This is a genomic window from Pantoea sp. GABEPS69, assembly GCF_045780835.1.
In the GTDB taxonomy this organism is placed as follows: Bacteria; Pseudomonadota; Gammaproteobacteria; order Enterobacterales; family Enterobacteriaceae; genus Pantoea; species Pantoea septica.
On record NZ_CP118619.1, the window covers coordinates 294,257 to 319,054 of the forward strand.

Here is a 24,798-nt window from a genome sequence, read left to right on the forward strand (position 1 = left end):
GACCCTGTCGGTTAAATAATCAAAGAACGGAATGCGCAACCCATTGTTCAAGCATCGTCTGGTAGGGTTTAATAAAGTTCTCTTCGGTGAACTTACCCTGCTCAACGGCCAGCTGGCTACGTTCTTCGCGGTCGTAAACAATGCGCGTTAAAGAGTAATCCTGATGATTCAGGTCTGGCTGATAACGTTTTCCCGCCGCTGAATTGGCGTTATAGATTTCAGGCCGGTAAATCTTCTGGAACGTCTCCATGGTGCTGATGGTGCCAATCAGCTCAAGGTTGGTGTAGTCGGCTAGCAGGTCGCCGCTAAAGTAGAAGGCCAGCGGCGCGACGCTATTACGCGGCATAAAATAGCGCACCTGCAGCCCCATTTTGGCAAAGTAGCGGTCGGTTAAAGAGGGCTGATCCTGCTGATATTCGACGCCCAGCACCGGGTGGTGATTATTGGTTCGGTGATAAACGTTTTTGCTGGAAACGCTCAGGCAGATAACCGGCGACTTTTGAAAGCACTCTTTATAAGCCGCCGACGCAACGAAACCTCTGAAGATGGCGCCGTGCAGATCGCCGAAATCCTCAGGAATGGTGAATTCCGCTTTATTTCTATTGTGCTCATTGAGCCGTACGCTGAAATCGTAATCGCGCACGTAAGAAGAGAAGTTATTGCCTGGAATACCTTCGATACGCTGGCTGGTTTTGCGGTCGATGATATTAGGTCTTAATATTTCAATTACCGGAAAAGTGGCGCGGCGGCCTTCCGTCTCGATAATCATTTCAGCAGAAATAATATCGACTTCGACGGCATAGCGATCGCTGTTCGGGTTATCCCATTGCGCCAGCGAATTGAAACGGTTGTCAATCATCGCCAGCGCGTTGCGCAGATTCTGCTGGCGTTTGTCGCCTCGGGCCAAATTGGCAAAGTTGGTGGTGATGCGCGTATTTTCCGAAGGATTATAATTTTCGTCGAAACGAAGAGTTTTAATCGTAAAGTTGAAGGGTTGCGTCATTTTAATCTGGCATCCTAATTCGTGATGGACAATCTGGCGTTAATTCTTTCTTTTCAGGATATCCCGATTTGTTAAGCTGCTATCTCGTTCACAACTTTTCGCGTTACCAATACTTAACATCCATGTATCTTTTATGCCTGAGTCGGGAATCAACGAAAAGTGATATAAATTCAACGAACATGAGCTTTTTTCATGATCGCCTTTGCCCTCATGCGGTGGGCAGAGCAAGCCCGGAATGAAAAAGCAGGCGTTAAGCAAAACTTAACGGGGCGGATAAATTCGCTAACGTATTAACAACTATAAGAATTAACTCTCGATCAACCCGCGTTTTCGGTGGTGGCCGGTCGTCCGTCATGGTATTAACTCTGGATGACGTTTTATCCTTGCCCGCCTGCTGGAGAGAATAATGAAAAAGAGACTGTCCTTCGCTTTACTGCTGTCGCTGGGCGCGTTTAGCCAGCTTTCGCTGGCCGAACAGACGCTGCGCTTTGGCGTCGATCCGACCTTCCCGCCGTTTGAATCCAAAGCCAGCGATGGTTCGCTGCAGGGTTTTGATATCGAGCTGGGCAACGCCATCTGCGCGCAGGCGAAGGTGACGTGCCAATGGGTGCAGATCGGCTTTGACAGCAGCATCCCCGCGCTGCAGGCGAAGAAGTTCGATGCGATCCTTTCGGCGATGTCGATGACGGAAAAACGCCGCGAGCAGGTCGCTTTCAGCGACATGATCTACAACACGCCGAGCGCGCTGCTGACGCCGAAGCACAGCGCGCTGACCGACGATATCCGCACGCTGCGCGGCAAGTCTGTCGGCGTGGCGCAGGGAACGATTCAGGAGACATACGCCAAAGCGAAGTGGGCGGCGCAGGGCGTCAATATCGTCTCCTACCCGAACCAGATGGAGATCTACCCGGATCTGGTGGCTGGTCGCCTTGACGCTTCGCTGGCGAACGCGGTGTCGGCGGCTCAGGGTTTCCTCAATACGCCCGAAGGCAAAAATTACGCGATTCAGGCGACGCTTGTCGATAAAGAATTGCTCGGCAACGGCGTCGGCATTGGCCTGCGCAAGGGCGACGCCGCGAATCTCAAGCTGATCAACGACGCGCTGGCGCAACTGCACGCTAACGGCACCTACGACCGGCTGGCGAAAAAGTATTTCGCCTTTAAGGTTTACCCATAAGCAGCGGTGCGCGTCGCCCTCAGCCGCTGGCCGGTTAAGGGGGCGACCCGCCGCTGCCCGCCACAGGAAATCCCATGTCCGATCTGCCGCATTACGCTTCCCAACGCGCCCGTTTTGTCGCCGCCGTCGAGCGCCAGAATGGCGTTCTGACCTCTTATCGGCATCCGCTGCCCGGCCCGCAGGGCGAAGCGCTTTTTACCGATGTCGCGGTGCTGGGCGATCCCCAGGCCGCTAACCTGATGCTGATTATCTCCGGCACGCACGGCGTAGAGGGTTATTACGGCTCCGACAGCCAGATTGCATGGCTCAATCGCTTTCATCTCACCGCCTTGCCCGACGACACCGCGATCGTGCTGCTGCATCTGCTTAACCCCTGGGGAGCCGCGCATCTGCGGCGCGTCAATGAAGACAACGTCGATCTCAATCGAAACTTTATCGACTTCGCTCAGTCGCCGCCCGCTAATGCGGCCTATGCCGAATATCACCATTTTTACCACGGCGAACGCGCTCAGGCCGATCGGCTGCTGCAGGCGGCCCTCGACGGCGCGGGCTGGGGCGCGATAAAGCCGGTGGTGGAAGCGGGGCAGTATCATTTTGCCGACGGCCTGTTTTATGGCGGCGCGCAGTCCAGCTGGTCTTACCGCACACTACAAACGATCGTTGAACATCATCTCGCGCGCGCGACGACCCTCCTCAGCTTCGATTTGCATACCGGCGCGGGCGCGTGGGGACATCCGATGCTGCTCTCGATCGCCGAACGGCCCGTCGCCGCACATCAGTGGGGAAAAACGCTCTACGGCGAATGGCTGACCCTGTTGTTCACCGGCGCCGGACGAGAGAGCGACACCGGCGTAACCGCCACCGCCACGGGCTATCTTTCGCAGTTCCTGCTGGACGCCTTGCCCGATACGCATATTTTGCCGCTGGTGGTGGAGTGCGGCACCTTTCCCGGCGAAGAGATGCATCGCCGCGTGCGCGACGATCACTGGCTGCACCTGCAGGGCGATGCGGCCAGCGAGGCAGGGCATGCCGTCAAACAACGGCTGGTGGAAGGGTTCTGGCCAGCAGACCGCGACTGGCGCGATCTGGTGGCCTTTCGCACCCAGCAGATTTTCACGCGGGGGTGGAACGGCTTACTCGACCTGGATCACAGCCGTCCGTAAAAGGTCATGCGCGCCGTCTCGGAGAGCGCCACGCCCGGCTGGGTATTGTAAGCGAGCACGGCCAGCATACGCGTGATATCGCCCTGGGTCGGCGTTACCCGGTGCAGCGAATTGCGGCCGCGAAACAGCACCAAATCGCCAGGATCAATCTCCAGCGCCTCCACCTGCCGGCGCTGATCGAGCACCTCGGCCACGCCGTCGAAGTTCATCTCGCCGGCCTCTGCGTCGCGCAGATCCTTCACATACTGGAAAAGGCCACCGCCGCGCGGCTTCTGCACCAGCAGGGTGATGGCGAAAGAGGAGTTGTCAAAGTGCCAGCCGAGCTCCTGTCCGTCAGGGGCGTAGTGCAGGTTGATGGAGGAGAGCGGATCGGCATAGGGATAGAGCGCGTTTTCTCCCAGCACATCGCACAGAAACTGTTTAAACAGCGCGTCGTTATAGAGCTGGCGCAGTGGCGACTCGGTGCCGATCAGGTCGTCGGTAATACAGCCTTTGGTGCTGTTCACATCGCGATTGCGCGGATGATCGGCGCTATAGGCCGCGTCGGGTTTCATCAGATAGACGTTGTGCTTGCTGACAATGTGAAAAGCAAGATGGCGCTGCGCCTCGCCTTCGGCAACGATCGCCTGCAGCGCGGCGGGCTGTAAAAACTGACGTAGCACCAGCGCGCCATGCTGATTGAGCTGTTCCCGGCAGTCGCGCCGCCAGCGGGCGTCGGCGAGCGGGTGTAAATCGAAACGGATCAAATCCATAGCGGCGGTTCTCATCGTAACAGGTGGGTGAAAACTGTAACCTGCTGATATGTTGGTGCATAACGATAGTTATTTAACGACCTGTTAAGGAAAGATTAATGCCCGCCCAGTCGCCGCGTTTGCCTAAAATCAGCGTTATTCAGTCGTTCAAGGTTGCTGCGGAGCTGGGCAGCCTGGCGAAAGCGGCCGCCCAGCTAGCGCTGACGCCCGCTGCGGTAAGCCAGCAAATCCGTCAGTTAGAAGAGCAGCTCGGCAGCGCGCTTTTCGTGCGCACGCAGAGCGGCGTCATGCTCACCGAAACCGGCAAAGAGTACCTGCGCTACGTGACGGAAGCCTTCGATATTTTGCATCTTGGGCAGCAGAACCTGCGGCACGTCGCCCTAATGCCGAAGCTGACGCTCTATGCGCTGCCAGCGCTCGCCTCAAAGTGGCTGTTGCCCAACATTATGCAGTGGCGCGAACGCTGTCCCGATATCGATCTCTCGCTGCACGGCACCCACGCGCAGGTGGACTTCAACGCCACGCCGGCGGATTTCGTGATCTGTTTCGGCGAGGATCGCTATCCGCAGCTCGATAAGCAGCGCCTGTTTGTAGATGAGGTGGTGCCCGTCGCCAGCCCGTTGCTGCTTCAGCGCTATCCGCTAGCGCGCGCGCTGGAACAGGCGCCGTTAATTCATCTCGACTGGGGTAATGAGGGGCGGTTTCTGCCGGACTGGCGTAGCTGGCTGCAGGCCAGAGGCGCGGCGACGCCGGCGGCTCAGCCATCGCTCAGCTTTAACCTGACCTCGCTGGCGATTGACGCCGCGGTCGCCGGCGCAGGTTTACTGTTAGGACAGAAACGGCTGATCGCCGCGGAGCTGGCGCGCGGCGATCTGGTGGCGATTGATGCGCTCAGCCTGCCGCTCAGCAAAGCCTATTATCTTGCCTGGCCGCAGCGCTCGCGCAGCCAGCCGGGCAGCGAAGCCGTAATCGCGTGGCTCGCCCGACTCGCGGCAGAACCTGCGGTTTACGGCGTCACCCCGAACGCCATCTGATTACGCGCCAGGGTTTTATTGCCGCTATCGACAATGCGCGTCGTTACGCGCAGCGCTCCTGTGCGTGACGGTGTCACCGGCAGCTCAACCACTTTTTTACCGCTGTCGGCGGCGATATTGACCGGCTGCTTGCCCTGCGCCAGCACGCTGTCGCCCTGGACGATGCGCCACTCAAGCTGGCTGCCGTGGTAAGCGACCGGCAAATCGTTGATGGTCCACAGGTTGATTTGTCCGGTCTGACCGACTTTCCAGTCGAGCCTGTTGGGCTCTATCGACGGCAGCAGCGGCTGATAGGCGCGCTGCATCGCGAAATAACCCGCTTTCGGCTGGCGCAGATAATCGACGACGCCCCAGTTTGCGGAGGGCCAGGTTTCCACGAACATAAACTGAAACAGCGCGGTGACCGGCTGAAACCGCTGACGCCGGTAGCTTTCCGCAGCGATAGCGACCAGCTGCGCCTGATAGCGCTGGGTATTGGCGATAAAACTCTGAATAGTGTCGCCGCGTGAAATTTTCGCGTTCTGGAAGGTCTGGATAGGCTGAAAATTATGATACTTCCAGCGCACCCACTTCGGATCGCCTGGCTGGGTAGTGGCAGGCCAGAGCTCGCTGCGCGGAATAAAGGTGCGCAGCGTGGCGAGTCGGGGCAGCGCCTGAGCGCCAAACTCGGTGATGGTGGCGGTTTTCGCCGGCTCCAGCAGGTTCGCCAGCGAGCCGAAATACCAGCCTGCCCAGTAGTGCTCTTCCACGGCGGAGAAGGGATGCACAATACGGCTGGTGTCCTGCGCCAGCGTATCGGCGACGCGCTGCATCAGATTGCGGTTAAGATCCTTATGCCAGTCGGGAAAGCGCTTGCCCATCCACGGCGAGTTGAACGGCGGTTCGTTTTGTCCGCCCCAGACCACCACGGCAGGCGAGTTGCCGAACTGCTCCACCATCTCCTGCGTCTGCCTGACCGCGTTGTCGGCGAAGGCGGCCGTATCGTTATAGCCCCACTGCAGCGGCACATCCTGCCAGATCATCAGCCCGCGCTCGTCCGCCGCCTGGTAGAGCGCGCGGCTGGCCACATGACCATGCACGCGAATGGCGTTGGCGTTCATTCGCTCCACCATATCGAAATCGCGCGCGTAGCGCGCCTTATTCATGGTGCTGAGCCAGGGGGAGCCGATGTAGTTGGTGCCGCGAATAAACAGGCGCTGGCCGTTAACCAGCCAGCCCTGATTTTGCGCCTGCTCAATAACCTGACGCAGTCCGGTGCGGCTGCTGCGCTGGTCGAGAACGCCCTGGTCGTCGCGCAGTTTCACCTCGACCTGATAGAGCGCAGGCTTGCCGTAGCCCTTCGGCCACCAGAGCTGCGCCTTCGGCATCGGCAGCGTGACGGCAATGCGCTGCGCTGCGTCGCCGCTCGGCTGCAGCGCTACGGCCTGCGAGAGGCGATAGGTCTCGCCGCTGAAATTATCGGGCCGCGCGGTGAGGTCCAGCGTCGCCGCTTTCGCCGCCGGGGCGCGATAGACGAATTCAACGCGCAGGCGCGGCTGCGTCAGTCCCTGCGACCAGTCTGGTCTGAGGATCACGTTATCAATCGCCACGCTGCGACTGAGGCGTAATCTCACCGGCGACCAGATGCCGCCGGAGTTAGCGTCCTGTCCCTGCGGCGACCAGGCGCCCCCAGGCCGGGAGTCGTGCTGATTCAGAATGCCTTTCATCAGGTTTTTGCGCAGCGGCCAGTTCTTTTGCGGATCTTCGAACGGGCTGTCGACGCGCACCGCCAGCCGGTTATAGCGCCTCAGGCTGTCGGTAATATCGACGGCGAAGCGCTGAAAATAGCCTTCATGCCGCGCCAGTTTCATGCCGTTGAGCCAGACGTCGGCAAAGTAATCTACGCCGTCGAACTCCAGCGTCGCCAGCCGATCGGCCGCCGGCTTGCGCAGGGAGAATTCGGTGCGATACCAGAGCGCGCCCTGATGATCCCAGCCGGCGCTGTACCAGTTTGCCGGCACCCGCAGCTTGCGCCACGTCCGATCGCTGCCGCGCCAGCCGACAAAATCGGCGTCGTTGGCGTCGTGGGCGCGCCACTCTCCCGCCAGCGACCAGCTCTCCGGCGGCGGAAGCGGCGCGGCGTACAGCGGCGCACAAATCAAGACGCTCAGCGCCAGGGCGTAACGCATCATAGCTTCTCCTGCAGGTGGCGAAGTTGAGTAAAGAGCGCATCCGACTGCTGCTCGAGTTCGCTTGTCAGTGCGGCGCTATCCAGCTGCGCCTCATCGCGGGCTGACTCCTCCAGCGCCTGGAGATAGCGCGTGAAGGCGTCGAAGCCAAAGGTCGAGGATTCACCGCGCAGCTTGTGCGCCAGGCGGCATATACGCGTCATATCCTGTTCGCAGAGCGCGCTTTTCAGCTGGGCGATCATCTCCGGCAGGCCGGCGGCGAACAGCGCCAGCAGCTCGCTCAGCAGCGCGTCATCCAGACCAAGCCGCGTCGCCAGCGTCTGCCGATCGGGCGGCGGCGAGGGCGCGACGGGCTGCGCTGGCGTCGGCAGCGTGACCACGCGCAGGATCTCGTCGTTCAGCGATTCCAGGCTGACCGGCTTCGACAGATAGCCGTCGAAGCCGTGCTGCAGGCAAAATTCTTTATCGCCCTTCATGGCGTGCGCGGTCATAGCGATAATGCGCTGATGCGCCCGGCCGGGACGGCTCGCTTCGCGCTCGCGGATCAGGCGCGTCGCCTGCTCGCCATCCAGCTCGGGCATCTGCAGATCCATCAGGATCAGATCCCAGCTCGCTTTATCCAGCTGCTCCAGCGCTTCGAGGCCGTTGCCGACAATGGCGAACTGATGGCCGAGCCGCGTCAGGAAATGCGCGGCCAGCTTCTGGTTCACCAGGTTATCCTCAGCCAGCAGAATGCGCAGCGGCCGCTCCGCGCTGGCGGCAAGCTCGCGCGGCGGCGCAAGGGGCGCGACGGCGCTGGTCGGCTGCAGCGCCAGCGCCTGCCTGATGACGTCATACAGCTCGCGCTGGTCCACAGGCTTGCCGAGAAAGTAGTTCACGCCGATGCGGGCGAGCTGATCGGCGTCCATCACGCGGCTCATCGAACTGAGCATAATGATCTGGCTGTCAGCCAGCGCGGGCGTCGCTTTGATCTCCTGCGCCAGCGTCATGCCGTCTTTATCGGGCATCTGTGCATCCAGCAGGATCAGCGAGAAGCCAGGGTGCGCCTGTAGAATCGCCAGCGCCTCGTCGGCGCTGGCCGCCAGGCTCGGCAGCAGGCCCATATTGCGCAGCATATCGCTCATGATATGGCGGTTGGTGGCGTTATCGTCCACCACCAGCACCGGCACGCTGCCGAAGCGCGGCGAGGTTTTCAGGGCGTCGCTGACGGGCTGATGCGGCGCGGGCAGGCTAAAGCTGAATACGCTGCCTTTACCTGGTTCGCTCTGCACGCGCAGCTCGCCGCCCAGAATCTCTACCAGCCGCGCCGAAATGGTCAGCCCCAGTCCGGTGCCGCCATATTTGCGCGTCGTCGAGGTATCCGCCTGGCTGAAGGATTCAAAAATCAGCTGCTGCTTGTCAGCGGGAATGCCGATACCGGTGTCGCGCACCTGGAAGCGCAGCCTGTTGCTCTGCTCGTCGCGCCGCACGGAGAGCTCGACCTCGCCGGATGGGGTGAACTTCAGCGCATTGCTCGCCAGGTTGGTCAGCACCTGCCGCAGGCGCACGCTGTCCGCCGTCAGCAGATCGGGCACGTCGGGCGCGACGTTAACCAGCAGCTCGACGTTCTTTTCCGAGGCGGTAGGCATCAGCGGCCGCATCAGCGCATGCAGAAAGCCGCGCAGCTGGAACTCCTCCTCGTCCAGTTCGATCTTGCCCGCTTCAATCTTGGAGTAATCGAGAATATCGTTGATGACGCGCAGCAGCGTATGGGCCGAGTGGTAAACCAGCGTCATATACTCGCGCTGCTCGGCGGTGAGCTGAGTATCCAGGCAGAGCTGGGTCATGCCGAGAATGCCGTTCATCGGCGTGCGGATTTCGTGGCTCATATTGGCAAGGAAAATACTCTTCGCCTCGTTCGCCGCCCGCGCGGCAGCCAGCGCCTGCAGCGAAAGCTGCTCCGCCTCTTTGCGTTTGGTGATGTCCTGCAGCGTGCCGATGACGCGTGCGGTTTCACCGCTGACGGTCACGCTTGCCACCTGGCCGGAAAGCAGCATCCAGCGGTAGTTTCCGTTACGGTGTAACAGACGGATCTCGCTTTCGAACACCGGCAGCTGCTGGTTGCTGGCGCTGGAGAAGAGCTGTTGCAGCGGCTCGCGGTCGTCGGGATGCAGCAGCGTATCAAGGAAACTGGCGCTGTAGTGCCAGGTCTCGCGCGGGTAGCCCAGCATATTGAGCAGGGCGTCGTTGACCTGCAGCAGATCTTTTTGCTGCTGCCAGTCCCAGATGCCGATTTGGGTGGATTCCGCCGCCAGCACGAAGTCGGCATGCAGCTGGTTGCGCGATTCGCTGATCGGTTCGAAACCTGTGATATCGATATGCAGGCTGACGATGCCGCCTTCCGGCGTGCGGTTGTGCTGAATAAAGACCTGCCGGTTGCCGATGCGGCGCATTTCGCTGTGGTTATCCAGGCGGCAGCGGCTGACCAGATTCTCAATCATCGCCTGCCGGCTCTGCTGATTTTCCGTCATATAGGCGGAGGCGATAAAATCCTCCGCCAGCTGCGTCAGCGTGATGCCCAGGCGAATGCGCGCTTCTATGCCAGGATAGAAGCGCACCACCTGATTGTTGAAGGCGATCAGGCGCTCCTGGTCGTCATACATCAGTACCGCCGCGCGCAGCGAATCGAGCGCTTTAGGAAGCTGGCTTTCAGGCATCACGCCTCCTTAATTGGGGCTGCCGCGCTGGGCGGCGTAGTTAACAGGAAAACAGCGGTTCGGCGTGGTGAAGGGATCCTCCAGCTGCCGGCGGAAATAGCTCTGCTGGCTCAGTTCGCTGTCGCGCAGCAGCGCGCCCATATTGGCTTTAAACAGCAGCGCCTCCAGCACCATGGCGTTAGTGGTGAGCGTAATGGCGCGATTGTAGTCGCCGGTCGCCTCGACGCGTCCTTCGAACCAGCCGCGCTGCGGATCGTTCTGCCGCTGGGTCATCGCCATCAGCGCGTCGGTAAAAGGCGTTTGCCACAGCGCCCAGAGTCCGAAAACGGCGCGGGTCGACACCTGCGCCAGACGCGGCACCCATTTACCGTCGTCAGCCAGCGTGTTCCAGGCGTAGCCGTTGGCGAAAATGGTGTCGTTGACGTGCCAGGGCGGCGCGGAGATATTGAAATCGCTGCGGGCGGTCAGAATATTTTTCTGCTGCCAGCGCATCTCCTGCACGCGATAGACATTGCTGGCGCGCTGACGCTGAAGCGTCACGATATCGCGATCGGCGCCGGGCAGCGTCCAGGCGTACTCCATGCCGCTTAGCACATAAGGCGTGGTGGTAATCGCGGCGGGTGTCCAGGTGGTGCGCGGATCGCGCGCGTCGATATCGAGCGCCAGCCCGTCGATAATCACATGCTGGGACGGCGGACGCAGCGACTGATCGTTGGCGAAGCCCCAGAGACCGAAACCCGCCGCGCTGTATTCGCTGTCGCCGAGACGGCCTTCCGCCTGCGGCATCAGCTTTTTATCGCGCATCTGTCCGGCATAGAGCTGTCCTTTATCATCCACCACGCGACAGAAGTCCCAGCGTAAAATCACGCGCTCCAGATATTCACTGTACTGAGGATGAAACGCCGCCACGATGCGCAGCGCCATCATCAGCCGCGCCATATCTTTTGCCGACCAGCCGATAACCTGCGGCGTATTGCCGTAGCCCACCATTGCTACGCTGGTGGCGCTGTAGAGCAGATTCGGCACGTTCGCCGAGGTGAGCGGCAGGCGGTTCAGGGTGCCAAGAATCAGCGTCAGGCGGCGATCGAACGCTTCATCATCGATCAAATCGAGCTGGCGCGCCGCCGTGAGGGCGATCAGGGTATCGCCCATCTGCCACAGGCTGACCACCGGTCGTTTATCGCTGCCGTTCACCAGCCCGGTTTGCGGCTGCGCGTTGTTCTCGAAGTAGCGCCAGGCGATGGTCGCCCAGCGTCGCTCCTGCTCGTTGAGCGCGCCCAGCCGCGCGGTGGTGTGCCAGCCGCCGTTGACCAGCCAGCGCCAGCCTGCTCCCTGGTTCCAGGCCAGCAGGCCAGTAACCAGCGCTATCGCCAGCAGCAGCGCGAGAAGAAGACGAATTACTGTTTTAGGCATGTCGTCGCCACCGGCGGTAACTTAACGGGCGCCTGACTGTCGCAGCGCGCGCATTTGCAGGCCTGACATGACGGAGCGCTGCGCACGGCGGTGCCGCTCTGCTCGCACCAGTTTTTTATGCCTGGCGTGACGTTAAGGAACGGGCGGTTGCGCGGCGTGTTGTTGGGTTCGAAGATATCGACCAGCCGTTTCTCCCACATAGAGGGCGCATAGCTGGCCTTACGCGGATCGTTGCTGTTAAAGCGCAGCAGCTTGCCTTCTTTTTTGAACATCAGCGCCTCCATCATGATGCCGTTGTTATTGGCGGTGAACTCTTTAATCGGGCCGTCGCCGTTTTCATACAGACCTTCGTAGTAGCCTTTACCCTGTTCGTCGGCATTTTCTATGCTGTCGAACAGGCGGTCGGTATAGGGCGAATCCCACAGCACCCACATGCCGAGCGCGGCCTTGAGCGAAACCGCCGCGACGTTGGGCACATACTGGCCTTTGTCGGTAATGGTGTTCCAGTTGTAGCCGTCGCTAAACACCGTGTCGTAAACGAAGTAGGGAGATTTATCGAGCTGGTGCTCCGAGCGCGCCGTGAGCGTCCCGGTGATCATGTAGCGGTTTTCCTGCGCCTGATAGACGCGGTCGGCGAAGTTTTTCATCCACGGATGGCTAAAGTCGCGCGCATCGTTATCGCGATCGTCGGCGTTGTCCCAGCCCATCTCCAGGCCGTGCAGCAGATAAGATTCGGTCACCACGTAGTTATGCTGGTTGGTCATGCGCGGATCGCGCGTGTCGTAGGGCACCAGTACGCAGTAGATATCCGCCAGCGCGTAAGGCTCGGGCCGGCTCGCCTGGCAGGTGGTAAAGCCCCACAGCTGGTAGCCCGATGCGGCGTACTCCTCATAGCCGAGTCGGCCTTCCTGCACGTATTGCGGCTGTTTTTTGCCGTCTAGATAGGCGCCGTAAAGCGTGCCGCAGTCATCCACCACGTGGGTGAAATCCCAGCCGAGCACCACGTTGTCGATGCTGTTGCCGTGCTCCGGATAGCGCTCTTTGATGATTTTCAGCCAGAGCAGCATGCGGCCGATATCGATGGCGGAGAAGCCGATCTCGCCGGGTTTGTTCAGGTAGTCCACTTTCTGGCCGGTAATGGTGTTATAGGCTTTATTGGGCACCTGGTTCTGGAACAGTACCAGTTTGTTCAGCGTCGCCATAAACTGCAGCAGACGCCGGTCGAACTCCGCTTTATCGATAATGCCGAGCTCGCGCGCCGCCGTCAGCGCCGCCAGATAAGAGGCGCTGTCCCACATGGTGGTGGAGGGATATTTGTTAACCGCGTTCACCAGGCCGGTCGTGGGCTGCGTGTTGGCCACAAAATAGGCCCAGGCGTTTTTCGCCACCGCCATTTCGCGCTCGGTCAGTTCGCCGTGACGCACCTTGTAATCGGACGCAGGCAGGCTAACCGCCGCCTGAATCGCAGGCGCCAGAAACATCAGCGCAGCCAGCAGGGCAGCGAGGCCGGAACGGCGAAGCCATAAAGATCTCATTTCGTTGTTACTCCTTGTTGCTGCGGCTGCTTAGCGGGTAAAGGGGCGGCGAGACAACCCAGGCAGAGAAGCTGGCCGTGGGCGATATAGGAGAGGCTCTCCAGCACCATCGCGTTGGTATCCGCATCGATAGCGGCGTTGACCGAACCGTCGGCATTGAAGCCCGCTTTCCAGCCCTTGCCGGGTTCAATCATCGGCAGCATCCCTTTGCGCAGCGCCTCGCTCCAGCGGTTGCGGAACAGCGCATACCAGGCGAAGGCGGAACGGGTTGAGGTAAGGGCGCGGCTGGCGAGCGTTTCGCTGGCGCTGTCGTTGATGTTCTGGATGGGCAGCGGCTGGCTGCCCGGCAGCGCGCCGGCGAAATCAGGCGCCTGCTCGGCGTAGTCGCTGTTGATCTCGCCCGCGTCGGACGGGGTGCCGGTGCGGTTCTGGACAATCTGCATAATGCGCCAGGTGATTTCGCCGCTGCGCGCGTCGAACCCCTGTTCCAGCCCGGTCAGCAGATAGGGCATGCTGATCAGGGACGGCTGCTTGCCCCAGGGCGTGCGCAGACCCTCATCAGGCACCGCATGGCCGTCGATCTCCACCAGCTTCAGGCCGTCCGGCGGCTGGCTGACCGCCAGTCCGGCTGAGGCGTTAATCAGTCGCAGCACGCTGCCTGCATAAAGGCGATAGCCGTAGCTGCCGCGCGGATCGTCGGTGCGGATGACCCAGCGGTTGACCGGCAAACTGGCGCCCTGCGGCCCGCTGCTCTGCAGCAGTCCCGCGAGCTGCCAGCGCGACAGTAGCTGATTGACCGCCGCCGCATGCTGCGGATAGCGCCACAGCAGGATCTGCAGCGGCATCAGCAGGCGCCCCATATCGATGGCCGAACCGGCATTTTTATCCGCCGACGGCAGCGCCTCCAGCGTGTCGGCGTGGTAAAAGGCGGCAGGCAAACCATCCGGCTTCAGCGGAAGCGCGCCCAGCGCCTCCAGCGCCGAGCCGATGCGATCGTCGAACTCCGCGTCGGGAATGATGGCGAGCTGTTTCGCCGCGATCGCCGCGAGCAGGTAGCTGCCGGTGCTCCACAGGCTAAGCCAGGGCTTGTCTGCCTCGGCGTTCACCAGCCCGTTGGTCTGGGTGTTATTGACGAAGTATTGCCAGGCGATACGCGCCCAGACCGCCTCGTCGAAGCTCAGTTCGCGCTGCTCAGGCAAGGGCGGGAACGACTTGCTCAGCACGATGCCGTCCGTGGTTTCGACGCGCGTCGGCATCTGCCGCTCGACCCACAGTACGATGGCGAAGCCGATTAAAAAGCCGATCAGAATCGTGAGATAGCTGCGCGCGCTGTAAATGCCCGATTTCAGGCTCATTCCGCTTCCGCCTCCTGCGTAGCAGGCGGCGTCCACATCGCCGCCATAATCATAGGCATCATGGCGGCGATGTTGACCGCGCCCCAGAAGATATTAATCACGTAGCCTGACGGATCGTCGACGTTGCCGCGCGCCACCTGTATGCCGCCCCAGATCAGGCCGAGCAGCGTCAGCGCCACGATCGCCAGCTGCGGCTTTACCAGATAGAGAAAACGCCCCGACTGCCGCTCTTTCGGCGTCACGTGAAACTTCACCTTCTCGCCGCGCAGCACGGTGCTCAAAGCGCGCAGGTTGACGGAGAAAAAGGCGAGATAGGAAGAGCGCCCGTCCCATGCAGAGATGCCCCAGGTGCCGAACATAAACGCCAGTTCCGACACGATGAAAAAAGGCAGGAAGTGCAGGTAAAAGGGCGTCGAGTAAGCCGACACGGGCGGAATGCCGGTAAAGAGATAGATCAGCGGCGAGATCAGAAACACGGTGTTCCAGATACAGGCGAGATAGGACCAGAAGGTGGTGCCGTACATGAGCGTCTGGCCCAGGCTGAGTTTAAAGCGGCGACGGCTGAAAATCTTGTCGTGGAACAGAATATCCAGCGAACCCGCCGCATATTTAAAGCGCTGGATCATCCAGGTGAGCAGGTCCTGCGGCGACAGCATTTTCGACTCGATGCCAGGATGCATGACCGAACGCCAGCGCCGCCCGCTGTCGCCGTGCAGCACGATAGAGGTGTAGATATCTTCCGATACGTGAAATTTGTAAGGCGTTAGCTCGGTATCGGCGATCACGTGCGGGCGCATCGCCAGACTCAGCGTGGCGCGCATCTCTTCGTCGCGAATATCGCGGGTATGCCGCGAAATCTCCTCTTCGACGCTGAATACGTAGCTGCGCAAGGCCGCCTGCATCACCGCCTCACGGCGATGAACCGACGCCGCGCCGCAGCAAAACGCGGCGTTTGCCCAGTTGCGGCGGCGCAGGATCACATCGTAGAACATGCGCGGATCGTTAAAAAAGGGATCGCTGCCGACCGTAAGCCGCCCGAACAGCCCCTCTGCGGCGCGGCCGAACAGATAGCCCGGCAGGCCAGCGCGGCGGCGCAGCCAGTCGGCGAAACGCTCTCCCTCCGGCAGATCGTAAAACCACTGCGGCGTCTGCACCCAGGCGACGTCGGGATCGCGAAAATAGCCCAGCGTATTGGCCAGCAGCGTGGGGAAAACGCGGGTGTCCGCGTCGCAAATCACCAGAAAGTCGCCGTCGGTCTGCTCCATGCCGTTACGGATGTTGCCCGCCTTAAAGCCGATATTGTTTTCACGCGTGATGTAGTTCACCCCTTCCTGTTCGCACACCGCGCGCATCTCAGGCCGCCGACCGTCGTCCAGCACGTGGATGGCGAGATCGAGTGGCGTGGGATAGGTCAGCTTAAGCGCATCCCGAATCGAGAGACGCACCAGTTCAGGATCCTCGGAGTAGGTGGCAATAAAGAGATCGACCTTCGGCGGGCGCGGATCGGCGCGGTCCTGCTCCAGCAGACACTGGTTAATCTCGTCGGGCGGCGGCGGACAGGCGGGATCCTTGACCTGCCAGATATTGATGGTGAAGAGCAGCGTGCCGACCCAGGCGAGCGTTTCCGCCAGCGCAAGCGGAATGGCGTACCAGAGCGCATCCATATTGAGCGACTCCATCCAGCGCCAGCGGACGTAATTCGCCCCCAGAATCAGGCCGGCTACGGCCAGCACCTGCCAGAGCCGCATTACCCACAGCGGCGTATGGAGCGGAGCGGGCGGACGTCGGTGTTCAAAGCGTGAAAAGTAATAATCCATGGCGTCTCGTTTCAATGGCGGAAGCGTCTGTTGGTTATCTTTTCACCTGGTGGCAAGAGTTAATTCATTAGCTTATTAAATAGTGACAATTAAAGTATTTTTATGTTTTTAACGGAGCGATCATGCATAAATATTAACCAATAAATCCAATTGCGCTCTCTGACAATTTATATAGTATTAAATTACAGGTATTTACAAGTGGATTAAGAATTTTTTCATTTCAGCGTGACTTAAGCAGCAACAGCGCTAAACTTCTCCTTACAGAGTAACGATCTACTTCATTTAACTAAAAAATATCCTTACATCACTTACGGTAATCATTTATGGCGGATGTGGCGGTTGAGCCTAAAACGGTAAGCCTTGACTGGCGCGCGTGGCGCTATGCGGTGCCTGGCAAACGCGATCTGCGCGTCGATATGCTGCGCGGCATCGCGCTGGTGATGATGGTGGTGGCACACACCGAGCTGCTGTCGCTGGTGAATATTTTTACCTGGGAGCGGTTCGGCCTGACCACCGGCGCCGAAGGCTTCGTTATTTTGTCAGGCTTTATGCTGGGCATGCTCAACCGCCAGCGACTGCAAAAAGAGGTGCTGCTGACGGTAAGCTGGACCCTGTGGCGGCGGGCCGGGAAAATCTATCTGGTTAACCTGACCATCATCGGCCTGATGCTGCTGCTGTCGCGCATTCCTTACGTCAACACCTTTGAAGTCACCCACTTCGTCGATCGCTACTCCGGCACCGTCTGGTCGCTGTTCCCCACCACGCCGCAGATTAAAGAGACCTGGTTCAATATCATTCTCTATCTGCAAATCGGGCCGCATCAGACGCAGATCCTCGGACTCTATATTTGCCTGCTGCTGCTCAGCCCGCTGTTTCTGGCGCTGCTGAAGGGACGCCGCGCAGGCTGGCTGCTGCTGGCGTCGCTGGCGGGTTACGTCAGCTATCATCTCTGGCCGACGCGCCTGACGGTGGCGGAGTTTGAGTTCGCCTTTCCGCTGCTCGCCTGGCAGTTTATCTATGTGTTGGGCATGTGCTGCGGCTGGTACAAGGATGAACTGATGTCGCTGGCCCGCACGCCGGGCGGCTATATCGTGATGGGCATTATGGTGATCTATGCGCTGGTCATGATGTTCGTCGCGCAAAACCATACCAACCCCTTTATGCCCTCGTTTTTGCTGCTGCACGTTATTCCGCCTGCCGATTTCAACTGGTTTTACTACCATCTCGCCAGTAAAAACGCCCTTGGCCCCTGTCGCGTGCTGAACGATTTCAGCCTGATGCTGCTGGTTTATCTGGTGCTGACCTTCTGCTGGCGCCCCATCGAACGCGCCCTCGGCTGGTTTCTTATCCCGCTCGGACAGCACTCGCTCTATACCTTTATCCTGCACGTTTTCGTGGTAATGGCGGTCAGCCAGTTCGTGGATTTCGACCTCTGGCACCAGGCATGGATACGCAACACGCTGATTCATCTCGCCGCGCTTGGGCTGCTGTGGTGGATGGCGAAAAAAGAGATTGGCGGGCGTTTCATCCCTAATTAAGCGAGGAGTGCGGCATGGTTTACCCGGGGCTTTCGGCCAGAGGAGCAGGATGGCTGACTATCGCGTTCGCCGCAGGCGCGGCGGCGCCCGCTTTCGCCGTTGCGACCGACAACGAAACGGTTTCGGCGCACGAAGAGCCGATTCAGGCGGGGGTATTCACCAGCCGCTGGGGCCGCCTGTTTTCCGGCAATAAAGATAAGTTTTCCAGCGCGCTCAGCTTCTCAAGCGGCCTGAAAGAGCAGTGGATCACGATTCCTAACGGCGAGGAATCGGCGCAGCAAAAAAAGAAGATCAATCAGCTGGTGAACCTCAGCCTGCAGTATTCTCCCTACAGCTTCTGGTTCGCTAACGTTACGCTGCGCGCGCCTGTTACCGATTTCGATAAATACACCACCGATTTTCGCTACAGCTTCGGCTATGACGACTGGCACCCCAATACCTTTAGCCTGGTCTATAGCAACTATGGCGATAACCACCTGTTTCCCTCAGGCAACGCGCGCCGCACCTACTTCGAGCAGGGCGCCTTTACCTTCGCCTATAAATTTTCGCTGCCGAAGGCGCTGGAGAAGCATCTGCTTATCAACAAAGGGGACGCGCTCACCTGCCAGGTCGGCGTCAGCTGGGTGCCGCGCTACTATTCGCTGGCGGATAACGATCTGCGCTCCAATAAAGAGGTCGGGCTGGGCGGCTGCGGCTATACCTTTAAGCAGCACTTCTTTATTCGCGCCACCGCCTTCTGGTTTCCGCACTCTGAACAGCAGCAGCCGTGGAACGGCGATTACAGCTACAGCTTCGGCTATGCCGGCTATACGCCCGGCTCGTTTTCGCTCCAGTACAGCAACTACAGCGGCACGCGCTTTCCCGGCCGCAGCAGCGCCAACGCGAAATTTCGCGAGGGCACGATCTCGCTTATCTGGTTTCTTCCTTTCTGAGGTTTTTTATGGACGCGCTACCGCCTCAATCCGTGCTCATCGTCGACGACGCGCTGCTCTACCGACGACTGCTGGCTGGCCTGCTGCGGCAGTGGGGCTATCAGGTTTTCGAAGCGGAGAATGGCGAGCAGGCGCTGGCGCTGCTGGCGCAGGAAACCGTGAGTCTGGTGATCAGCGACTGGGAGATGCCGGTGATGGATGGCCTGACGCTGTGTCGCGAGATCCGCCAGCAGATGCAGGATCGTTATATCTACATAATCGTGCTCACCGCGCGCGACAGCGTAGAGGATCTGCGCGTCGGTTTCGCCGCAGGCGCGGACGACTTTTTACGCAAGCCGGTTAACCAGGTTGAGCTGCAGGCTAGGCTGCACGCAGGCGAACGTATTCTCCAGCTGGAGGGGACGCTGGCCAGTAGAAATCGCCGTCTCAGCGAAGCGCTGTCGCAGATCCAACAGGATTTGCAGGCGGCGGCCACGCTGCAGCGCAGTATTCTGCCGCCGCACCATCTGCGTCAGGGCGACTATTTCGCCGACTGGCTGTTTATGCCCTCCGCATGGGTGTCCGGCGATCTCTTTCATCTCTTTCCTCTCGATGACAAAGCCGTGGGCTTTTACTGCGTCGATGTCGCCGGACACGGCGTAACGGCGGCGATGATGTCGGTGGCGGTGGCGCGCCAGTTTCTGCACGGTCGCACGGTCGATCCCTTTCTGTTCGACGGCGAGGCCGTTACGCCGCCGTCGCAGGTGGTGCGCATTTTGAACGAGCGCTTTTGCGCGCAGCATCCCGAGGTCACCAGCTATTTCACCCTGGTATACGGCGTGATCGATCGCCATAGCGGCGAAGGGCGGCTCTGCCAGGCGGGCCATCCCACGCCGTTTATCGTCAGTGACAGCGGCGCGGTGCGCGAAATCGGCGAGGGTGGCCCGCCAGTTGGGCTGCTTGAGCACCTCGACTGGGACGAGTACGCCTTTCACCTGGCCCCGGGCGAACGGCTTTGCCTTTACAGCGACGGCATCAGCGAGTGCGAAAACGCAGATCAACAGATGTTCGGCGCCGCGCGACTGGAAGCCTTGCTGGCCTCGCTGCACGACCACTCCATCGAGGCGCTGCTGGCAGCGGTGGAGCAGTCGCTTAATCAGTGGCGCGGCATGACTACGGACGGAGCCGCGTCAGCGGCGGATGATATTTCCCTGCTGGTGATTGAACGTCAGCAGGGCTTAACGGGAGAAAAAAATGAAATTTGAAACTGAAAAGATCGACCAGGCTTTATTCTTCACGCCGGTCGTGCGTCGTCTCGACGCCTCTGTCGCGCTACGTTTCAAAGAGGCGGTGGCGGCGGTGATCCAGCAGGGCGAAACGGCGCTGATCCTCGACTTTTCGCGCGTCGATTTTATCGACAGTAGCTGTCTGGGCGCCCTGATTTCGCTGCTGAAGTCGCTGAGCGGCAAGGGGCAGCTGGTGCTTTGCGCGCTCAACGCCAATATCAAAGCGATGTTTGCGCTGACGCGCATGGATCGGGTGTTTACCATCTGTGCCGACCGCAGCGAGGCGATCGCCGCGATCAACGAAGGAGGCTGACCTATGTCCGAACACGCCCAGGAAAAAGAGCTACGGCTGCCCGCGACCATTAACAGCCTAACCACGCTTGGCGTCGCGCTGCGTCAGTTTCTGGCCGCGCTGCCGGTGAACGAGGGCTGGATCTATCCGCTTGACCTGGCCTTATGCGAGGCGGCGAGCAATATTATTCGTCACGGCTATCATGACGACGCCACGGCGTGTTACAGGGTCAATTTTAGCCACGACGGTCGCGCGGTCACGGTGAAACTCTGTGACAGCGGCGTGCCGGTGCCGGAGGAGAAGCGCCAGCCGCCGGTGAGCGATCCCGATGCGCCGCTGACGCTGGAGAGCCTGAGCGAGGGCGGCCGCGGCATGCAGCTTATTTTTTCAGGCGTGGACCGGGTCAGCTACCATCAGGGGGAAACGGAAAACCAGCTGACCCTGGTGAAAACGCTGCCTTAGTTTTCCGTCTTGAACAGTTTCTGCACAAAATCGATATAGGCTGGGCGCCAGACATCCATTTCATGCCCCAGTTTAGGGTAGCTATGCCAGTCGCTGCGAATGCCGCGCTGATCGAGCTGCGCCTTTAGCCCGGTCATATCGCGACCGGTGATAATGTCCTCTTCGCCGCTCACCAGCGTCAGCAGCTTAAGCTGGCGATTTATCGCTGCGGGCTTCTTCATCTGCGCCGCCACGCGAAAGTCAGGCACAGTTTCAGTGGTCACGCCGCTGAAAATCCCCAGCCAGGCGAATTTGTCCAGATGACGCATACCGCTGACCAGCGCCTGATAGCCGCCCTGAGAGAGACCCGCCAGCGCCTGGCTGCCGGCATCTTTGCGTACCGGATAGCGCGCGGCCACCAGCGGCATAATCTCCTCTGTCAGCTCTTTATCCGCTGCCTGCGCGTTACGCGGATAGAAAACCTCGCGGCGCGTGGCGGGAGCAAAGCTTTCTGGTATCGCGCCCTCGGCGTCGGTTTCGGTATCCGGCATCACCACCAGCATCGGCACGATTTTCCCCTCGGCGAGCAGGTTGTCCATAATCTGCGGCACGCGTCCCTGGGTCAGCACCGACATGCCGGTATCGCCAAAGCCGTGATAGTAGTAGAGCACGGGCAGCGGCGGGGAGTCGGCGCGCGTGCCGGGCGGCACCCAGACGGCGATGCGTCGTTCGCGCTTCAGCGACGGCGAATGCCAGCTCAGGGTGTGGATCTCGCCGTGCAGCACTTCGCGATCGTCCAGCAGGCTGCCCGGTACGAGGATCAGGCTGGTATTAACCTGCCGCTGCGGTTTCGCCAGCGCATTGCCCGTGTCGACGCTGCGAAAACCGTCCACGTTGAAAAAGTATTCATATAAGCTGGGCTGCAGAGGTTCGCTGGTAAAAGACCAGATGCCCTGATCGTTTTTGGTCATGGGATGCGAGACGTAACGATCGGGCGTGGGTCCGGTCACGACCTCGACCGCTTTGGCGGCAGGCGCCCATAACTGCCACGTTATCGTATTGTTAGCGTTGACGTGGCTAATATACTGTTCCGGCGGAAGGGTGTCGGGCGGGCGCTGAGGCAGCGGAATCGCCAGCGGCGACTGGCTCCATATCTCCAGAGTCAGGCCGAGAAAGAGGCAGCGAAAATTCATCAGATATCCTTAACAGAATGCAGGTGCGTTAAGTGTGGCATAAGCTGAGAAAATTGAGCTGCCGCGCATGAATTTTGCTGCCTGATTCACCCTCTCTTAGTTGAGATCGCGGCCGTTGCTGGCGATCACTTTTTTGTACCACCAGAACGATTTTTTCCGTGAGCGCGCCAGCGTGCCGCGTCCTAAATCATCCCGGTCGACATAGACGAAACCGTAGCGCTTACTCATCTCGCCAGTCGAGGCGGCGACCAGATCGATGCAGCCCCAGGTGGTGTAGCCCATCACCGGCACGCCGTCGTCGATTGCCTGCGCCATCGCCCGAATATGCTCGCGCAGATAGCTGATGCGGTAGTCGTCGTTGATGCTGCCGTCTGTTTCTACCGTATCCTGCGCGCCCAGCCCGTTCTCTACCAGAAACAGCGGCTTCTGATAGCGGTCGTACATCATGTTCATGGTGATGCGCAGACCCAGCGGATCGATGCCCCAGCCCCAGTCGCTGCGTTTAATATAGGGATTGGTCAGCGATTTCACTACGTTGGCGGCGCTGCTGTTCTGCTCGTTCATCTCCGCCGAGGCGCAGCGTGACGCGTAATAGCTGAACGACACAAAGTCGACGCTGTTTTTCAAAATCTCCACGTCGTCGCTCGCCATCTCGATAGCGACGCCTTTTTCGCGGAACAAGCGGGCGGCATAGGATGGATAGGCGCCTCTGGCCTGCACGTCGATAAAGAAGAGATTCTCGCGATCCTTTTCCAGTGCCGCCCAGACATCTTCCGACTTGCAGGACCAGGGATAAAAGTTGCCGCCCGCCAGCATACAGCCGACCTGGTTGGCCGGGTTGACCTCGTGGGCGATTCGGGTCGCCAGCGCGCTGGCCACCAGCTCGTGGTGTGCGGCCTGATACTTCACCTGATCCTGATTCTCGCCCGCCTCAAACGCCAGACCGGCGCCGGAAAAAGGGCTGTGCAGCAGAATGTTAATCTCATTGAAGGTGAGCCAGTATTTCACCAGCCCGTCGAAGGCCTCAAAGCAGGTGCGCGCATAGCGGGCGAAGAAATCGACCATTTTGCGGTTGCGCCACGAGCCATACTCCATGACCAGATGCATCGGCACGTCAAAATGACACAGCGTAACCAGAGGCTCGATACCGTACTTTTGGCACTCCTCGAACAGGCTGCGGTAAAAAGCGATGCCCTCCGGGTTGGGCTCGCGTTCGTCGCCGCGCGGGTAGAGGCGGCTCCAGGCGATAGAGGTGCGGAACACCGTAAAGCCCATCTCCGCCATCAGCGCGATATCCTCTTTATAGCGATGATAAAAATCGATCGCCTCATGGCTGGGATAGTATTCGTCATCGCGCAGCGCAAAGCGCTTCTCTAACCCCAGCTTAACCGGCATGCGCGCGGCGCCGTGCGGGATCATATCAACCGTCGTCAGGCCTTTCCCGCCTTCACGATAGCCGCCTTCAGACTGATTCGCGGCGAGTGCGCCACCCCATAAAAAACCTGCTGGAAATGTCAGTTCCGACATAAATTACCTCAATGATGGACTGCTGCCTTAACGGGCTTAATCGCGTCGGATGGCGTGGGCGAGGCGCTGGCCTCGGGCGCGCTTTCCGGAATATCTTCAAAACCTAAAATCAACGTCAAAATAAAAGAAAGCACCACGGAGAGCACCATCACCGCCACCACCCAGACGATGCTCATCGGGTTGGCGGGATCGAAAAACTGCACGCTGGTAAAGAGTCCCGGCGACGCCATCGAGTGGCTGGCGAGCCCGCCGACCCCGGCAACCGCGCCGCAGACAAAGCCGCTGATCAGACAGGCGACCAGCGGGCGCTTCAGACGCACCGCCACGCCATAGAGCGCCGGTTCGGAAATGCCCGCGACAATCGCGGAAGCGGCAGCGGCGAGGGCGGTCTGGCGCAGTTCGCGGTTTTTGGTTTTAAAGGCGACCGCCAGCGAGGAGCCGCCCAGCGACAGGTTGGCGCCGATCTCCGACGGCATCACCATGCCCTCTTTGCCGCTCTCTGCGATGGTCTGAATAATGGTCGGGGTGAAAACGCGATGCATGCCGGTCATCACCAGTAGCGGCCAGATCGCGCCCATAATCGCCACCGAGAGCCAGCCGAGATAGCCGTGCACGGTATAAACCAGCGCGGAAATGCCGCTGCCGATCCAGATGCCGAGCGGGCCAATCAGCAGAATGGCGATCGGCGCGGCGACCAGCACGATCAGCATCGGCTTCAGGAAGTTTTTCGTCACCGCCGGCGTGATGCGGTCGATGATGCGTTCGATATGCGACAGGATCCAGGTCATCACCAGCGCCGGGATCACCGTGTAGGTGTATTTCACCGGCGTCACCGGAATCGACGCGAAGTCGACCGCCTGACCCTGCGCCGCTTTCGCCATCAGGTCGATAAAGCCGGGATGCAGCAGCACGCCTGCAATGGCGATCGCCAGCGACATATTGGTTTTAAACTTCAGCGAGGCGGACGCGGCCACCATCACCGGCAGGAAGAAAAAGGCGCCGTCGCCGATCACCGTCAGGATGGTCAGCGTCGAGGAGCCTTTCGGCAGCACGCCGCTCATTTCGAGCACCATCGCCAGCAGTTTCACCATCGAGCCGCCGATAATGGCCGGTATCAGCGGCGACATGGTACCCACCAGCGCATCGAGAATGCCGGCGCCGATGCTTCTCAGGGTGATTTTACGTTTCACTGGCGCGCCGCCTGAGGCGGCTGGGGTACCGAGTTCCAGGATCGCCTGATAGGCCTTGCCGACGTTGTTGCCGATAATGACCTGACACTGTGTATCGTTGTTGACCACGCCCATCACGCCAGGCAGCGCTTTGAGCGCGGCGCTGTCGATCAGGCCGCGATCTTTAACCACGAACCGCAAGCGCGTCATGCAGTGGGTGACCGCCTCAATGTTCTGCATACCGCCCAGCGACTGTACGATGGCGCGAGAGACTTCTGCGTAGGGATTAGGCATAGTTTTGCGTCTCTGTTGTTATGAGTAGAGTGTT

The 24,798-nt window shown here is 59.9% G+C and carries 19 protein-coding genes; 8 read left to right on the forward strand and 11 right to left on the reverse strand.

Features of this window, described 5'->3' with window-relative positions; genetic code table 11:
* Positions 1–19: 19 nt before the first annotated feature.
* A complete protein-coding gene (locus tag PVE98_RS21240) occupies positions 20–1,003 on the reverse strand; it encodes a DUF1852 domain-containing protein (RefSeq protein WP_096074317.1) in 984 nt (327 codons plus the stop codon).
* A gap of 406 nt (positions 1,004–1,409) precedes the next feature.
* Between PVE98_RS21240 and PVE98_RS21245 the strand changes: the two genes are divergently transcribed.
* Both PVE98_RS21245 and PVE98_RS21250 read left to right on the forward strand, forming a co-directional pair.
* Positions 1,410–2,180: an ABC transporter substrate-binding protein gene (locus PVE98_RS21245; protein ID WP_096074316.1), complete on the forward strand. Its 771-nt coding sequence runs from the start codon at positions 1,410–1,412 to the stop codon at positions 2,178–2,180.
* Positions 2,181–2,254: 74 nt separating this feature from the next.
* Positions 2,255–3,343: a DUF2817 domain-containing protein gene (locus tag PVE98_RS21250; RefSeq protein WP_096074315.1), complete on the forward strand. Its 1,089-nt coding sequence runs from the start codon at positions 2,255–2,257 to the stop codon at positions 3,341–3,343.
* Here the strand turns inward: PVE98_RS21250 and PVE98_RS21255 are convergent.
* Complete coding sequence (locus PVE98_RS21255) at positions 3,328–4,095, reverse strand: 2OG-Fe(II) oxygenase family protein (RefSeq protein ID WP_333620485.1); 768 nt, start codon at positions 4,093–4,095, stop codon at positions 3,328–3,330. The two genes, PVE98_RS21250 and PVE98_RS21255, sit on opposite strands and share 16 nt — an antisense overlap.
* Positions 4,096–4,193: 98 nt before the next feature.
* Here PVE98_RS21255 and PVE98_RS21260 point away from each other — a divergent pair, with 98 nt between their 5' ends.
* On the forward strand, positions 4,194–5,129 hold the full coding sequence (locus tag PVE98_RS21260) for a LysR substrate-binding domain-containing protein (RefSeq protein ID WP_096074313.1): 936 nt from the start codon (positions 4,194–4,196) through the stop codon (positions 5,127–5,129).
* Here PVE98_RS21260 and PVE98_RS21265 read toward each other — a convergent pair.
* Genes PVE98_RS21265 through PVE98_RS21290 form a run of 6 tightly spaced genes read right to left on the reverse strand, consistent with a single transcriptional unit; the run spans position 5,102 to position 16,113 of the window.
* Positions 5,102–7,300, reverse strand: a complete 2,199-nt coding sequence (locus PVE98_RS21265; RefSeq protein ID WP_096074312.1) for a glycoside hydrolase family 2 protein — start codon at positions 7,298–7,300, stop codon at positions 5,102–5,104. The genes PVE98_RS21260 and PVE98_RS21265 overlap by 28 nt on opposite strands.
* The gene (locus tag PVE98_RS21270; RefSeq protein WP_096074311.1) at positions 7,297–9,993 is read right to left on the reverse strand and encodes a PAS domain-containing hybrid sensor histidine kinase/response regulator; all 2,697 of its coding nucleotides are present in this window, start codon (positions 9,991–9,993) and stop codon (positions 7,297–7,299) included. The genes PVE98_RS21265 and PVE98_RS21270 overlap by 4 nt, the downstream gene beginning before the upstream one ends.
* A 9-nt stretch (positions 9,994–10,002) precedes the next feature.
* Entirely contained in the window at positions 10,003–11,406 is a 1,404-nt protein-coding gene (locus tag PVE98_RS21275) for a DUF3131 domain-containing protein (RefSeq protein ID WP_096074310.1), read from the reverse strand.
* Positions 11,391–12,887, reverse strand: a complete 1,497-nt coding sequence (locus PVE98_RS21280) for a DUF3131 domain-containing protein (RefSeq protein ID WP_407568608.1) — start codon at positions 12,885–12,887, stop codon at positions 11,391–11,393. Before PVE98_RS21280 ends, PVE98_RS21275 begins: the two co-directional genes overlap by 16 nt.
* Before the next feature lie 50 nt (positions 12,888–12,937).
* Positions 12,938–14,296, reverse strand: coding sequence for a DUF3131 domain-containing protein (locus PVE98_RS21285; RefSeq protein ID WP_096074308.1), 1,359 nt, complete (start codon positions 14,294–14,296; stop codon positions 12,938–12,940).
* Entirely contained in the window at positions 14,293–16,113 is a 1,821-nt protein-coding gene (locus PVE98_RS21290; RefSeq protein WP_033748757.1) for a glycosyltransferase, read from the reverse strand. The genes PVE98_RS21285 and PVE98_RS21290 overlap by 4 nt, the downstream gene beginning before the upstream one ends.
* A gap of 323 nt (positions 16,114–16,436) precedes the next feature.
* Here PVE98_RS21290 and opgC point away from each other — a divergent pair, with 323 nt between their 5' ends.
* The 5 genes from opgC to PVE98_RS21315 are packed head-to-tail and all read left to right on the forward strand — an operon-like array spanning position 16,437 to position 20,602.
* Positions 16,437–17,651 (forward strand): OpgC domain-containing protein, encoded by a 1,215-nt coding sequence (opgC, locus tag PVE98_RS21295; protein WP_096074307.1) that lies wholly within the window; start codon positions 16,437–16,439, stop codon positions 17,649–17,651.
* Positions 17,652–17,665: 14 nt separating this feature from the next.
* Positions 17,666–18,583, forward strand: a complete 918-nt coding sequence (locus PVE98_RS21300) for a hypothetical protein (RefSeq protein ID WP_033748762.1) — start codon at positions 17,666–17,668, stop codon at positions 18,581–18,583.
* A gap of 8 nt (positions 18,584–18,591) precedes the next feature.
* Entirely contained in the window at positions 18,592–19,827 is a 1,236-nt protein-coding gene (locus PVE98_RS21305; protein ID WP_096074306.1) for a PP2C family protein-serine/threonine phosphatase, read from the forward strand.
* Entirely contained in the window at positions 19,817–20,161 is a 345-nt protein-coding gene (locus PVE98_RS21310) for an STAS domain-containing protein (protein WP_096074305.1), read from the forward strand. Before PVE98_RS21305 ends, PVE98_RS21310 begins: the two co-directional genes overlap by 11 nt.
* A 3-nt stretch (positions 20,162–20,164) precedes the next feature.
* On the forward strand, positions 20,165–20,602 hold the full coding sequence (locus PVE98_RS21315; RefSeq protein WP_033748766.1) for an ATP-binding protein: 438 nt from the start codon (positions 20,165–20,167) through the stop codon (positions 20,600–20,602).
* On the opposite strand, the gene PVE98_RS21320 is transcribed toward PVE98_RS21315, so the two are convergent.
* The 3 genes from PVE98_RS21320 to ascF form a co-directional block, all read right to left on the reverse strand.
* Positions 20,599–21,774 (reverse strand): esterase, encoded by a 1,176-nt coding sequence (locus PVE98_RS21320; protein WP_096074304.1) that lies wholly within the window; start codon positions 21,772–21,774, stop codon positions 20,599–20,601. The two genes, PVE98_RS21315 and PVE98_RS21320, sit on opposite strands and share 4 nt — an antisense overlap.
* 96 nt (positions 21,775–21,870) lie before the next feature.
* Positions 21,871–23,301, reverse strand: a complete 1,431-nt coding sequence (locus tag PVE98_RS21325) for a 6-phospho-beta-glucosidase (protein ID WP_407568601.1) — start codon at positions 23,299–23,301, stop codon at positions 21,871–21,873.
* Between the two features lie 8 nt (positions 23,302–23,309).
* Positions 23,310–24,764 (reverse strand): PTS cellobiose/arbutin/salicin transporter subunit IIBC, encoded by a 1,455-nt coding sequence (ascF, locus tag PVE98_RS21330; RefSeq protein WP_033748771.1) that lies wholly within the window; start codon positions 24,762–24,764, stop codon positions 23,310–23,312.
* Positions 24,765–24,798 lie beyond the last annotated feature (34 nt).